10 protein-coding genes are annotated in these 13,618 nt (G+C 47.9%); 8 read left to right on the top strand and 2 right to left on the bottom strand.

The window, feature by feature from the left end:
- Window positions 1–104: 104 nt before the first annotated feature.
- From L0G63_RS06520 to L0G63_RS06485, 8 genes are all read left to right on the top strand, one after another.
- Window positions 105–836 carry an amino acid ABC transporter ATP-binding protein gene (locus tag L0G63_RS06520; protein ID WP_186475432.1) on the top strand — a complete coding sequence of 244 codons (732 nt, stop codon included), beginning with the start codon at window positions 105–107 and terminating at the stop codon, window positions 834–836.
- A gap of 225 nt (window positions 837–1,061) precedes the next feature.
- Window positions 1,062–2,321: an FAD-dependent oxidoreductase gene (locus L0G63_RS06515; protein ID WP_301449910.1), complete on the top strand. Its 1,260-nt coding sequence runs from the start codon at window positions 1,062–1,064 to the stop codon at window positions 2,319–2,321.
- A gap of 305 nt (window positions 2,322–2,626) precedes the next feature.
- Window positions 2,627–4,402, top strand: coding sequence for an AMP-binding protein (locus L0G63_RS06510; RefSeq protein WP_301449909.1), 1,776 nt, complete (start codon window positions 2,627–2,629; stop codon window positions 4,400–4,402).
- Between the two features lie 140 nt (window positions 4,403–4,542).
- Window positions 4,543–6,153, top strand: a complete 1,611-nt coding sequence (locus tag L0G63_RS06505; protein ID WP_301449908.1) for a carboxyl transferase domain-containing protein — start codon at window positions 4,543–4,545, stop codon at window positions 6,151–6,153.
- Window positions 6,154–6,324: 171 nt separating this feature from the next.
- Entirely contained in the window at window positions 6,325–7,143 is an 819-nt protein-coding gene (locus L0G63_RS06500) for an enoyl-CoA hydratase/isomerase family protein (RefSeq protein ID WP_301449907.1), read from the top strand.
- A 70-nt stretch (window positions 7,144–7,213) separates the two neighbouring features.
- Window positions 7,214–9,328, top strand: a complete 2,115-nt coding sequence (locus tag L0G63_RS06495; RefSeq protein WP_301449906.1) for an acetyl/propionyl/methylcrotonyl-CoA carboxylase subunit alpha — start codon at window positions 7,214–7,216, stop codon at window positions 9,326–9,328.
- Between the two features lie 46 nt (window positions 9,329–9,374).
- A complete protein-coding gene (locus L0G63_RS06490; protein ID WP_301449905.1) occupies window positions 9,375–10,295 on the top strand; it encodes a hydroxymethylglutaryl-CoA lyase in 921 nt (306 codons plus the stop codon).
- 42 nt (window positions 10,296–10,337) lie between these two features.
- Window positions 10,338–11,525: an isovaleryl-CoA dehydrogenase gene (locus tag L0G63_RS06485; RefSeq protein WP_301449904.1), complete on the top strand. Its 1,188-nt coding sequence runs from the start codon at window positions 10,338–10,340 to the stop codon at window positions 11,523–11,525.
- A gap of 136 nt (window positions 11,526–11,661) precedes the next feature.
- On the opposite strand, the gene L0G63_RS06480 is transcribed toward L0G63_RS06485, so the two are convergent.
- Together L0G63_RS06480 and L0G63_RS06475 are read right to left on the bottom strand one after the other, a co-directional pair.
- On the bottom strand, window positions 11,662–12,390 hold the full coding sequence (locus L0G63_RS06480) for a pantothenate kinase (protein ID WP_301449903.1): 729 nt from the start codon (window positions 12,388–12,390) through the stop codon (window positions 11,662–11,664).
- 71 nt (window positions 12,391–12,461) lie between these two features.
- Complete coding sequence (locus L0G63_RS06475) at window positions 12,462–13,433, bottom strand: biotin--[acetyl-CoA-carboxylase] ligase (RefSeq protein WP_301449902.1); 972 nt, start codon at window positions 13,431–13,433, stop codon at window positions 12,462–12,464.
- Between the last annotated feature and the right edge of the window lie 185 nt (window positions 13,434–13,618).

Below are 13,618 nucleotides of genomic sequence, written 5' to 3'. Positions count from 1 at the left end.
GTTATCGATAATAATGTGGTTAGGAGCCAGTGATGAGCAATGCTGATACATACATAAATTCCTTTGGTGGACTGGTGACTAACAATGGCCATGCGACTGATGAGATGGTCATTCAAATGTCCAATGTCAGCAAATGGTACGGCGACTTTCAAGTACTGACTGATTGTACAGCGCACGTACATAAAGGGGATGTGGTCGTGGTTTGTGGCCCTTCAGGTAGTGGCAAATCAACGCTGATTAAGACCGTTAATGGGCTTGAGCCTTTTCAAAAAGGTAACATCATGGTCAACGGCATCTCTGTCGGTGATTCAAAGACAAATCTGCCCAAGCTGCGTAGCCGTGTCGGCATGGTGTTTCAGCATTTTGAATTGTTTCCGCATTTGACCATTATTGACAATCTGACAGTGGCTCAGATTAAGGTCTTGGGCCGTAAAGAAAGTGAGGCGAAGCAAAAGGCTATGGCGTATCTAGACCGCGTTGGTCTGACGGTACAAGCGGCAAAATACCCAGCCGAGCTCTCTGGCGGTCAGCAGCAGCGTGTAGCGATTGCACGCGCACTTGCTATGGATCCTGTGGCGATGCTTTTTGATGAGCCAACCTCAGCGCTCGATCCTGAGATGATTCAAGAGGTGCTTGACGTCATGGTCGAGCTGGCGCGTGAGGGCATGACCATGATGTGCGTGACTCATGAGATGGGTTTTGCCAGTCAGGTTGCCAACCGTATTATCTTTATGGATGAAGGACATATCGTTGAGAACTGTAGTAAAGACGAATTCTTTGAAGGGGCGAAAAGTGATCGTGCGCGGATGTTCTTATCGAAAATTTTGAATCATTAACCACCTTGGCTGTATTGACGCTAGTGCTTAAAACATAAATGAAATCATCAATAAAGAGCGTCTATTAATAGGCGCTTTTTTATGGGCGTTAATCTAGAAATTTGGTTTAGATGAGTATGTGATTGGTTATACGGTTAGATAGGTGAGTGCATGTCTGTTTACTGATACAATGGCTGCCATTCTTGTTGATAATTAGAATAATTCATAAACCATATTGGAGTTTTTATGAGCGTAGACAATCTATCCGTAGCATCGGCAACCTCATCAAAAAATGGCGTTGTCATCATTGGCGCAGGCTTGGCAGGCTGGCATGTGATTGATGCGATTCGTGCAAAAGATGCAGAGATACCAATCACCTTGATCACTGCCGATAGTGGCGATCGCTATCATAAGCCCATGCTGACCATGGCAATCAGTCAAAACAAGCGTGCATCAGACCTAGTACGAGCAACAGGTAGCGATGCGGCAAAAGCCGCAGGCGTGACGTTGCTGGCTGACACACAGGTTACAGACATTGATACGGCTACCCAGCAGTTACAGCTTATCCCTGCTAATAGACCAGATCCCGCCCACACGGATTATGCCACGATCAGCTATGGTAAGTTGGTACTGGCGATGGGCGCCCATCCTATTTTCCCCACAAGCTTACCAGAAGATTTGGTCTGGCATGTCAATCACATTGAGCAATTCGGTCAGCTACAAGAAAAGCTGGCAACTGGTAGCCAGCATGTCGCCATCGTTGGCGCTGGTATGGTGGGAACAGAAATCGCGGAAGACTTGCTAAAAGCAGGTCATCAAGTGACCTTGATTGATTTGAACGATGCGCCATTATCACAAATGCTACCAGCCAAAGCGACGGCACGTATTGCCAAAGCAATTGAGTCACAAGGTATTCAGTTTTTGGGCAGCTCTCAAGTCTCTGATGTTACCCGCGTGAGTGGCAATGACGACAGCAGCGATAGCGAAAAGCTAAGAGTAGACTACGCACCGCTCGCCTCAACTGAAGATAATGCAGATGTAGAGCAACCTGAGCCATTGATCGTAGACCATGTGATTGCCAGCACAGGTCTGACCGTCGATGGGCAATTACCAGCGGCAGCGGGCGTTACGTTTGACCGTCGTACGGGTATTGTGGTTGATGAATCGACATTGCGCACCGACACTGCACACATCTATGCCATTGGTGATTGTATGTCGATCAATGGGGTTGCCTGTCGTTATGTAGCGCCACTACGCGCACAGGCTGCGACCATCGCTGATGATATCTTAGGGCACGAGCACAGCGGTTATGACCATAAGCCACCGATGATTCGCCTAAAGAACAAAGCGATTTCGGTGATGGTAACGGGTGTGCCAAACGCGGCTGGGAATTGGCAAGTGAAGACGGAGAGTGATGAAGAACTCATCATGGACTTGCTAGATGACACTGACGCAGTGAGCGCAACGGTGACAATCAAAGCGCCTGCCACTCCCAAAGCATCCTGATAGACTTGTTTAAAAAGCAAGTTTAAAAGATCATGTTACTGGTTGAGCCAGCCCATTCCTTATGATGTGGCTGGCTTTTTTATGTCAAAAACCTGCCATGTTTTTGTGGTATCTTTTTTTAATCAAGGTCTTTAAATAGCCAATTAAATGATACATACCGTATTGATATTGTTGACATGCTTTCATTTATAGCGTTATAGTAGCTGAATACTATATCAGACCGAATCAAGGAAGAAGGTTTGCTCGCCAGCGATTAATCAGCACTATCTATGAATACTATAAAAAGTAAAACGAAAGGACTCGTTATGACTCAAAACTCTAATTTCGATGCGACTCACGTTGATTTCGACGCTATTTTAGATAATATCCCTAGTATCAATATGGGCGCACGCTCAGCAAATGCGCCGCTCACCCAAAGCTATGATAAAGGTCCTGATGTACCGCTGATTGAAGCGACCATCGGTGACTTTTTTGATGCTATTGTGTCCAAATATCCTGAGCGCGAAGCGCTGGTCGTCTGTCATCAAAACATCCGCTGGACGTACCGTGAGCTACAGCAGCAGGTCAATCAGCTGGCTAGCAGTATGATCGAGATGGGGCTTGAGATTGGCGATCGCATCGGTATCTGGTCACACAACAATGCTGAATGGTTGCTGATGCAATTGGCCACCGCAAAAGTCGGCGTTATCCTTGTCAATATCAATCCTGCCTACCGTACCTTTGAGCTGCAATATGCCCTGAACAAACTCGGCTGCTCAGCACTGGTGCTTATGCGCCATTTTAAAACCAGTGATTATGCCAGCTTGATTCGTGAGCTCTGTCCTGAGATTTATCACAAAGATTATACCCAGCTTGATTTGGTTGAGATTCCAACGATCGAGCGTATCATTTGGATTGATGAGCCAGACTCTGATGAGGAGTTTGGTTTCATGCAAAAATTCTCTGCATGGATGGCGGAAGGCGATGCCAACGATCCACGCGTGGCTGAGCGACAAGCTAAGCTCAAAAATACCGATGCGATCAACGTGCAATTTACCAGTGGCACGACAGGCACACCAAAAGGCGCGACGCTGAGCCATCGCAATATCCTTAATAACGGCTACTTCATTGGTGAGGCCATGAATCTCACGGAAGCCGATAGACTGTGTATTCCTGTACCATTGTATCATTGCTTTGGTATGGTGCTTGGTAATCTCGCGATTCTCACGCACGGCGGCTGTATCGTCTATCCAAACGATGGCTTTGAGCCATTAACGGTGCTAAAAGCCGTTGAAGAAGAGAAATGTACGGGTCTACATGGCGTACCGACGATGTTTATCGCCGAGCTTGATCATCCTGAGTTTGAAAACTTTGATTTATCCACTTTGCGCACGGGTATCATGGCAGGCTCTAGCTGCCCGATTGAGGTCATGCGCCGCGTCATCGACAAGATGCACATGGAGGAGGTCACCATTGCCTATGGTATGACAGAGACCAGTCCAGTGTCTTGCCAGACCAATGAGCACACCCCTCTTGAGAAGCAAGTCTCGACCGTAGGATTGGTACAGCCTGCACTTGAGGTGAAAGTGATCGACACCGAGACGGGCGAGATTGTGCCTATCGGGGAGACTGGCGAGCTACTCACGCGTGGTTATTCCGTGATGAAAGGCTATTGGGGTAGCCGTTTTAAAACACGAGAAGCCATTCAAGATGGTTGGATGCACACGGGTGATTTGGCAACGATGGATGAAGACGGCTATGTAAAAATCGTCGGCCGGAGTAAAGACATGGTGATTCGCGGTGGTGAAAATATCTATCCAGTCGAGATCGAAAACTACCTTTATCGTCATCCAAAAATTCGCGATGTGCAAATCGTTGGGATACCCGACGAGCGTTATGGTGAAGTGCTCGCAGCATGGATTATTCCTAAAGAGCCTGGCTGCTTGACGGAGGAGGAAGTCCGTGAATTCTGCAGCGAGCATATCGCTCATTATAAAGTGCCAGCTTACTATCGCTTTGTCACTGAGTATCCCATGACCATCACGGGCAAGATTCAAAAGTATAAAATCATTGAGCAAATGAAAGAAGAGTTGGGTTTATAGTAAATCACCGGACTCGTCTGCAGTGCAAAGACTGTCTAGCGTCTTAGCTTCTGTACGATTAACAATGATCATTATGAGCCGAGACTAAAAGAAAAAATGGCTCACATTTATGTATCTATATATAAAAGAAAAGGGATATCATGAGCGCTATCATAACCAGTAAACTGAGTCCAAACTCAAGCGACTTTCAGCAAAACAGTGCGGCGATGCAAGAGATCGTCGATGATTTGTATGTGCACCTGCGTAAAGTCGCCCAAGGCGGCTCAGAGCGCGCCCGTGCCAAGCATCTAGCACGTGGCAAGCTACTACCACGCGAGCGAGTTGAGCGTTTGCTTGATGTGGGTACGCCGTTTTTGGAAGTAGCACCGATGGCCGCTCATGACATGTATGGCGAAGAGATTCCAGCGGCTGGCGTGATTGCTGGTATTGGTCGTATCAATGGTATTGAATGTATGATTGTCTGTAATGATGCCACGGTAAAAGGTGGCACCTACTACCCAATGACAGTCAAAAAGCATTTGCGCGCTCAAGAAATTGCACAAGAGAATCATTTGCCGTGCGTTTATTTGGTTGATTCAGGTGGTGCTAATTTACCCAACCAAGATGACGTGTTCCCTGATAAAGAGCATTTTGGCCGTATCTTTTTTAACCAGGCCAACCTCAGTGCGGCAGGTATTCCGCAAATCGCGGTGGTCATGGGTAGCTGTACGGCTGGCGGTGCGTATGTGCCTGCCATGAGCGATGAGTCTGTTATTGTCAAAGAGCAAGGCACCATCTTTTTGGGTGGGCCTCCACTGGTAAAAGCCGCAACAGGCGAAGAGGTCACCGCAGAGGATTTGGGCGGCGGCGATGTCCATACGCAGCTCTCAGGCGTGGTCGATCACTTAGCGCAAAACGACACTCATGCGTTATCAATCGCCCGTAATATCGTCAGTCATTTGAATCGCCCTGCCAAACACATTCCTAATCAAATTACGCCCAAGCCGCCACGTTATGACGCCAAAGAGCTGTACGGCGTAATTCCGACGGACAAGCGCAAGCCATTTGATATCAAAGAAATCATCGCCCGTATCGTTGATGACAGTGCGTTTGATGAATTCAAAGCGCGTTTTGGCACCACATTAGTGTGTGGATTTGCTCATATCGAAGGGATGCCTGTGGGTATCATCGCTAATAACGGCATTCTATTTAGTGAGTCGGCGCAAAAAGGCACGCACTTCATTGAGCTATGCTGTAAGCGCAAAATTCCATTAGTATTCCTCCAGAACATTACTGGCTTTATGGTCGGGCGTAAATACGAGAACGAAGGTATTGCTCGTCATGGTGCCAAAATGGTGATGGCAGTGGCCAATGCCAAAGTACCGAAATTCACCGTCATCGTTGGTGGCTCGTTTGGCGCGGGTAACTATGGCATGTGTGGCCGCGCTTATAGTCCGCGCTTTTTGTGGATGTGGCCAAATGCCCGTATCTCTGTCATGGGCGGTGAGCAAGCAGCCTCGGTATTGGCAACGGTCAAGCGTGATAACTTTGATCGCAAGGGTGAGGCGTGGAGTGAGGAAGATGAAGCGGCATTTAAAGCGCCAATTCGTGAAATGTATGAAGCGCAAGGTCATCCCTATTATGCCACCGCGCGCCTGTGGGACGATGGCGTGATTGATCCTGCTGATACCCGTCATGTATTGGCATTGGGACTGAGCGCTGCCTATAACGCACCGATTGAAGAGACGACTTTTGGTGTCTTTAGAATGTAAGCGCTAAGGTCTGCTCGTGATGAGAGAGTGGTGCGACAATCTTTTTAAATACGATTCTACCGCGACATCGGATTTTGACATCTTACTTTCTTATATGAGCATTATGATGGATGACCCAAACGTTGGGCTAAGTATTTACATAGGAATATAAATAGGAACATAGAGAAAGTTATGAAAGAAGCAAAATCAAAAAATAGTAATAATTATAAAAGTCTGTTAGTTGATATAAAACAACACGTCGCCACCGTGACGTTAAATCGTCCTGAAATACGCAATGCCTTTAATGACGAGATGATCGCCGAGTTGACAGATGCTTTCACCACCCTTGGTGCGGATGACGAGGTACGTGTCATTGTGTTAGCCGCTGCTGGTAAGGCATTTTGTGCAGGCGCTGATCTCAATTGGATGCGCGCCATGGCAGATTATAGCTATGAAGAGAATCTAGCGGATGCCGATAAATTGGCGCAAATGCTCAAGACGATTTATGAATGTCCTAAGCCAACCATTGCAGCGATTCAAGGTGATGTCTATGCAGGCGGTATGGGTCTCGTTGCCGTTTGTGATGTGGCCATCGCCGTGAAAATTGCCAATTTTTGCCTGAGCGAAGTGCGCTTGGGATTGGCACCTGCGACCATCAGCCCTTATGTTATCCGCGCATTAGGGGCAAGAGCATCGCAGCGTTACTTCTTAAGTGCTGAGGTGTTTGATGCCAAAAAGGCACGTCAGCTTGGTTTCATTCACGAGCGTGTCAGCGAAGAGTGGCTCGATGATGAGGTAGTGGCGTTCTGTAGCAAGGTTGTCAAAAACAGCCCGGATGCGGTCAAAACCTGCAAGCAGCTATTACATGATGTTGCTGGCGCGCCTATTAATGATGAGTTGATTGCCGATACGGTAAAAGGTATTGCGGATATTCGCGCATCAACACAAGGAAAGGAGGGCGTGCAAGCATTCTTGCAAAAGCGCAAGCCTGACTGGCTAACGGCAGACTAACGATAGACGAATAGATAAACGGACAAATAGACAAGACGTCAAATAATAACGACAAGACACAGGGATAGTTATGTTTTCTAGAATTCTAATTGCCAATCGTGGTGAAATTGCTTGCCGAGTGGCAGCAACTGCCAAGCGTCTGGGTGTCAGTACCGTCGCGGTGTATTCTGATGCTGACCGCAGTGCTAAGCACGTGGCGGTCTGTGATGAGGCGATCTATCTAGGCGGTTCGGCACCAAAAGACAGCTATCTCAAAGGCGATGCTATTATTGCCATTGCTAAGCAAACAGGTGCTGAGGCCATCCATCCAGGCTATGGGTTTTTGAGTGAAAACGCCGAGTTTGCACAGGCGTGCCAAGATGCTGGTTTGGTGTTTATCGGTCCATCGGCTGATGCAATCCGCGCCATGGGCGGCAAATCTGAGTCCAAGCGCTTGATGGAGGCCGCTGGCGTGCCGCTGATACCCGGCTATCATGGTGACAATCAAGACGCCCAGTTTTTGCAGCAGCAAGCAGATGCTATTGGTTATCCAGTATTGATTAAAGCGAGTGCAGGCGGCGGCGGCAAAGGCATGCGTATCGTTGAGCAAAGCAGTGATTTTATTGACTTGCTTGACTCGTGCCGCCGTGAAGCAATTACCAGTTTTGGCAATGATCAGGTATTGATCGAAAAATATGCGCTCAAACCACGCCATATCGAAATCCAAGTATTCGGTGATACGCATGGCAATTATGTGCATCTGTTTGAGCGTGATTGCTCAGTACAGCGTCGCCATCAAAAAGTATTAGAAGAAGCGCCGGCACCGGGTGTCGATACGGCCATGCGTGAAGCGATGGGTACGGCTGCAATTGAGGCGGCGCGTGCGGTTAATTATGTCGGCGCTGGCACGGTTGAGTTTATTGTGGAGCAGCGCGAAGGCACGATGAATTTTTATTTCATGGAGATGAACACGCGCTTGCAAGTTGAACATCCGGTCAGCGAAGCCATTACTGGTGTGGATTTGGTCGAGTGGCAACTGTTGGTCGCTGCGGGTCAGCCATTGCCAAAATCGCAAGACGATTTGACGATCAATGGTCATGCGATCGAAGCGCGTATCTGTGCTGAAAACCCTGACAATAATTTTTTACCAGCGACGGGAACGTTGTTTACCTATCAGAAGCCTGAGCACAGCACCTTTGTCATTGATAAAAACGGCGCTGATGTGCGTATCGATGATGGCGTACGCGAGGGTGATGTCATCAGTCCTTTCTACGATTCTATGATTGCCAAGCTTATCGTCCATGCGCCCACACGCGAGCAAGCGTTGGCGAGACTCGATCGTGCATTGGCGCAGACGCGTATTGTGGGTCTACCAAATAATGTGGCATTTTTGCGTTATATCTTAAATACCGACTCATTTAACAACGCCAATCTTGATACGGCATTGATAGAGCGTGAGCAGGACAAGCTGTTTGATCAGCATCCGCTTGGATTATCGACGCTTGTGGTGACGGCTATTACGCAGCAGCTTGCGAGCGAAGCCGTATCGCAAAAGACAGATAATGACCCCTTTAGCAAGCCGACAGGATTCCGTGCTTATAGCGATTATACTCGTTCATTTAGCTTGGTTTATGATGAGCAAGCCTACAGTGCTCGCATCAGTAATTGGCATAATGCGAGTTGTGCTGATAGCAAAAAAGGCGGCGAAAATCTTAGTAGTTTTACGCTTGTCATTGGTAAAGAAATCGCGAATACGCAGGACGATAGCAATATCAATGTAGCCGCTCAGACCGAAACGATTTATGAAGGTCAGGTGAGTTATGATAGCCGTGATGCGCACAATCATACCTTATGGTTAGAGGGTGCACGTATCAGTGCCCAGAGCTGGGTGAATAATGAGACAGTTTATGTGTTCACAGATAGTGGACGCGATGAAATCACTTTAATTGACATCATGGCACATGTGGGTGAGGATACTGCAGCAGTCGGCAGCCTAAAATCACCGATGCCAGGTCAAGTGGTTACCTTTAAAGTTGCGGTAGGCGACACGGTCAAAAAAGGCGAGCCGCTTGCGGTCATTGAGGCCATGAAAATCGAACATACGATTACCGCGCCAACAGATGGCGTGGTGGCAGAGTTGCTATTTGCAGCGGGTGACTTGGTCGCTGATGGTGATGAGCTATTGCGTATCGATAGTGAAAGCTAATAGCTGACACAGCTCATTAAAAGATAAATAGAAAAGGACAATAAGCATGAGCCACTCGTATCCACGCCATGTCACCATCGTTGATGTTAGTCCGCGTGATGGATTGCAAAACGAATCAACGACGGTACCTACGGCTATCAAGCAAGTCTTAATCAACGATTTAATTGACGCAGGGATTAAAAAACTTGAGGCAACCAGTTTTGTGTCGCCAAAATGGGTGCCGCAGATGGGCGATAATAGCGCGTTGCTTGACGCACTCGCACCGACGCGTCAGACAGACATTTGCTACTCAGTATTAGTACCCAATATGCGCGGCTTTGAAAATGCTATCGCACATCGTCCTGATGAAATTGTTATTTTTGGCTCAGCCAGCGAAACCTTTAGTCAAAAAAATATCAACTGCAGTATCGATGAGAGTATTGAGCGTTTCGCGCCCGTTGCTGCTGCGGCAAAAGCGCAAGGTATCAAAGTACGCGGCGTTATTTCTTGCACCGTTGGCTGTCCTTATGAAGGGGAGATTGACCCTAGCCAAGTCGCTTACGTCACCAAACGCTTGGTTGAGATTGGCTCAGAACAGATTGGCGTTGCCGATACGATCGGTGTGGGTACGCCGCTCAAAGTGCAGCGTGCCCTGCAATCGGCCCTTGAGTACGCTGATATCAGCATGTTATCAGGTCACTTTCATGATACTTACGGTCAAGCACTCAGCAATACCTTGGCTGCCTTGCAGATGGGTGTCAGCGAATTTGATACCTCGGTGGCAGGTTTGGGCGGTTGTCCGTATGCCAAAGGCGCAACGGGTAATGTCGCAACCGAAGATGTGGTGTATATGCTGCATGGTATGGGTATCAGCACGGGTATCGATTTGGAAAAATTGGTCGTGGCAGGTGAGCGTATTAGTGCGTTCTTAAAGCGTCCGAATGGCTCAAACGTGGCACGGGCTTTGATTAATAAACGTCAGTCTTAAAAAATGATCGTAAAAATGAAATACTAAAAACAAGGAATGGTTATGAGTTTACCTGGATTGAATTTTCAGCTTGGCGAAGATATTGACGCGCTACGTGATGTCGTACAGCAATTTGCGGCAAATGAAATTGCCCCGCGCGCAAGCGAAATCGACAGTAGCGATGAATTCCCTATGGATCTGTGGCAAAAGATGGGCGATCTGGGTCTACATGGTATTACCGTCCCTGAAGAGTATGGCGGCTCCAACATGGGCTATGTCGCTCATATGGTTGCAATGGAAGAAATCAGCCGCGCGTCGGCATCGGTGGCGCTTAGCTATGGTGCGCACTCAAACCTATGCATTAACCAAATCAAACGTAATGGCTCAGAGGCACAAAAGCAAAAATATCTGCCAAAACTCATCAGCGGCGAGTTCATCGGTGCATTGGCAATGAGTGAGACAGGCGCTGGCTCAGATGTGGTCAGTATGAAGCTCAAAGCCGAAGAAAAAGACGGCAATTACATCTTGAACGGTAGCAAAATGTGGATCACCAATGGCCCTGATGCGGATGTGATGGTGGTCTATGCCAAGACCAATCCTGAGATGGGCGCCAAAGGTATGACCGCCTTTATCGTTGAAAAAGGTATGGAAGGGTTTGGTACCGCGCAAAAGCTCGATAAGCTTGGCATGCGCGGCAGCCACACGGGTGAGATGATTTTTAACAATGTAAAAGTGCCAAGCGAGAATATCTTGGGCAATCTCAATGAAGGCGTAAAAGTGCTGATGAGTGGCCTAGATTATGAGCGTGCCGTCTTGGCGGCAGGTCCTATCGGTATCATGCAGGCGGTGATGGACAATGTCGTCCCTTATATCCATGAGCGCAAGCAGTTTGGTCAAGCAATTGGTGAGTTTCAATTAATCCAAGGCAAAGTAGCTGATATGTATACTATTTTGCAGGCAGGTCGTAGCTTCTTATATACCGTGGGTAAAAACCTCGATATGCTAGACGCGCACGGCGCAGGACACAGCCGAGAAGTGCGTAAAGACTGTGCCAGCGTGATTCTATGGTGCGCCGAAAAAGCCACATGGATGGCAGGTGAGGGCATTCAGATATTTGGCGGTAATGGGTATACAAACGAGTATCCACTCGGTCGCTACTGGCGCGATGCCAAGCTGTATGAGATTGGCGCAGGTACTAGCGAGATTCGTCGTATGCTCGTTGGTCGTGAGCTGTTTAACGAGACCAAATAAAAAAGGGTTAGGGCAGTAGCTAGCAAAGCTTTGACCTTATAAAAGAGAAAAGTATCTAATAAAAAAAGCAGCACGCTTTAAACGTGCTGCTTTTTTTGTCAGTGTGACAGTATGATATTGGCTTATCTATGATGGATTATGACTTATTACGATAATCAAAATACCGTGCCAGACCATTTAATAATAAATCATCGCGCAAGCGTACGGGGCGATTGACATGCTGCGAGATAGTGGCTGCATCGCCGCCCGTCATGATCACTTCAAAGTTTGGGTGACGACGGCTAATCTCATTGACCGCACCAACGATAGAGAGCAAGATGCCACGGTGCACCGCGTCTTGGGTGGTTATGCCTTGGCTGACACTATCAAATGTACCGTTAGAGATGGTGATTTGTTTAGTACCAGAAAACAGAGACTCGCGTTGTAGGTAAATACTGGGGAAGATATAACCACCCAAATGTTCAGCGTGATCAATCAAGTCAATGGTCACCGCGGTACCGCAGCCGATCACGCACTGGCGTTTTTTCTTATCGACGGCGCCGAGCATCTGTAGCCAGCGGTCACAGCCGAGCTGTTGGTCGTTGTACGCGCTTTTCATAAGCGCATGCGCGGCATCGACATGGACAAACTCAAAGGGAATATTTAGACGGCTGAGCGTCTCTGACACTTTAGCATTGAGCGCCTCACCCAGCACGGATGAGATACCAATAAAGTCGGGGGCATAACGCTCAAAGCGATCGGTGAGACCCATGAGTAGCTCGGCAGGCGCTTGCAAGTGCTGCTTGGCATCATGGGCGACTATCTGCCCAATATCATCAGTCAGCCAATATTTTAGGCGGGTGTTTCCAAGATCAAGCCAGAGCATAAAAATCCCTTTATATAGTGCTCGTTAATGATGGTGCTCGTCAGTGTTATGATTAAGCCTAGGGCGTGTCCCTAATAAATAACGTCAATACGTCCAGTAAAAAGCGTAGAAATCTTACCGTTATCTTTCTGTAATTGCAAACACCCATGAGTGTCGACACCGCAAGCGACTCCCGTCATGACTTTTTTCTCATTATTATAGTCTTGGGTAACGCGTAAACGCAGACCGGCTAGCGCATCCATCGCTGCAAACTGCTGCAAAAATCCATCTAAATAATAGGTATGCCCCGTTGGTTTTTCGATGGCCAAATGCTCAAAGCGAGTCATCGCTGCCATCAGTGCTTTGCTCATCTGCTGATACAATGTTTGTAAGTCTGGCAGGCGAGTGGCTTGTGTTGCTGGCTGCAGCACTGCATAGATATCTTGGAGGCTGATGGCCTGATAACTCATCCCCTCAGAGGTTTGCGCGGTGAGCGTTGGCGCAGCTTTTACATTCAACCCAATGCCTAGTACCACACCAACCAGCTTGCCAGATTTGGTCACAGGTTCTATCAAGATGCCAGCGAGCTTTTGAAAGGGCAATGTGCGCTGAAGTGAGATGGCGCTGTCTAAAACTGAACCGTCGGGTGCAAAGTGCGCCAATTCAGAATGATGACTGGCTTGACTCTGATAAAACCCCAAATCATTTGCCCATTTCACCCCAATTGGCGTCAGACCTTGCGCTTGTAGTTGCTGATTTACGGTTTGGATAACAGGCATTTTTGCCAGCTCAAGACCAATAATCAAAGACAGTAGCCCACTAATCGGCATATGCACCGGATGATATAGCGACAGATAAACATTGCCGCGCGGTGACTGCCACGAGCGCCCATGTTGTCCACGTCCCGCGCTCTGGGTCTCTGCGGTCAAGACGTGTACGGTAGCAGCATCTAGCGTGCCATCTTGCAGCGCTGCGATCAGCTCGCTATTGGTCGAGGGGCTACTGGCAACGTGGCGGTGGTTAAGCTCGGATAAAGCGGGAGAAAAATTGGTGAGTGGTGGCATAAGTTTAATCGATGTGGTTAAAGGAAACTTTGATATACTAAGCGGTTGTCAAAAACAGCATAAAGGTCACGTTGAGATTTGGCAAATACAGTTAAGTGCGCTAAGAAACCAGTAAGTAGGCAATAAAATTAATACTAGGGCGTGTTGAACATTCGCAAATAGGCACTGCTGATCGCTAAAATTGT

The sequence above is a fragment of the Psychrobacter sp. genome (assembly GCF_030454045.1).
Classification (GTDB): domain Bacteria; phylum Pseudomonadota; class Gammaproteobacteria; order Pseudomonadales; family Moraxellaceae; genus Psychrobacter.
The sequence above is the reverse complement of the archived record's forward strand: the minus strand, read 5'-3'. Positions and strand labels throughout refer to the sequence as shown.

Coding starts and splice junctions, on each gene's coding strand:
- L0G63_RS06520 (WP_186475432.1), top strand. CDS start 105: ATGGTCATTCAAATGTCCAATGTCAGCAAATGGTACGGCGACTTTCAA.
- L0G63_RS06515 (WP_301449910.1), top strand. CDS start 1,062: ATGAGCGTAGACAATCTATCCGTAGCATCGGCAACCTCATCAAAAAAT.
- L0G63_RS06510 (WP_301449909.1), top strand. CDS start 2,627: ATGACTCAAAACTCTAATTTCGATGCGACTCACGTTGATTTCGACGCT.
- L0G63_RS06505 (WP_301449908.1), top strand. CDS start 4,543: ATGAGCGCTATCATAACCAGTAAACTGAGTCCAAACTCAAGCGACTTT.
- L0G63_RS06500 (WP_301449907.1), top strand. CDS start 6,325: ATGAAAGAAGCAAAATCAAAAAATAGTAATAATTATAAAAGTCTGTTA.
- L0G63_RS06495 (WP_301449906.1), top strand. CDS start 7,214: ATGTTTTCTAGAATTCTAATTGCCAATCGTGGTGAAATTGCTTGCCGA.
- L0G63_RS06490 (WP_301449905.1), top strand. CDS start 9,375: ATGAGCCACTCGTATCCACGCCATGTCACCATCGTTGATGTTAGTCCG.
- L0G63_RS06485 (WP_301449904.1), top strand. CDS start 10,338: ATGAGTTTACCTGGATTGAATTTTCAGCTTGGCGAAGATATTGACGCG.
- L0G63_RS06480 (WP_301449903.1), bottom strand. CDS start 12,390: ATGCTCTGGCTTGATCTTGGAAACACCCGCCTAAAATATTGGCTGACT.
- L0G63_RS06475 (WP_301449902.1), bottom strand. CDS start 13,433: ATGCCACCACTCACCAATTTTTCTCCCGCTTTATCCGAGCTTAACCAC.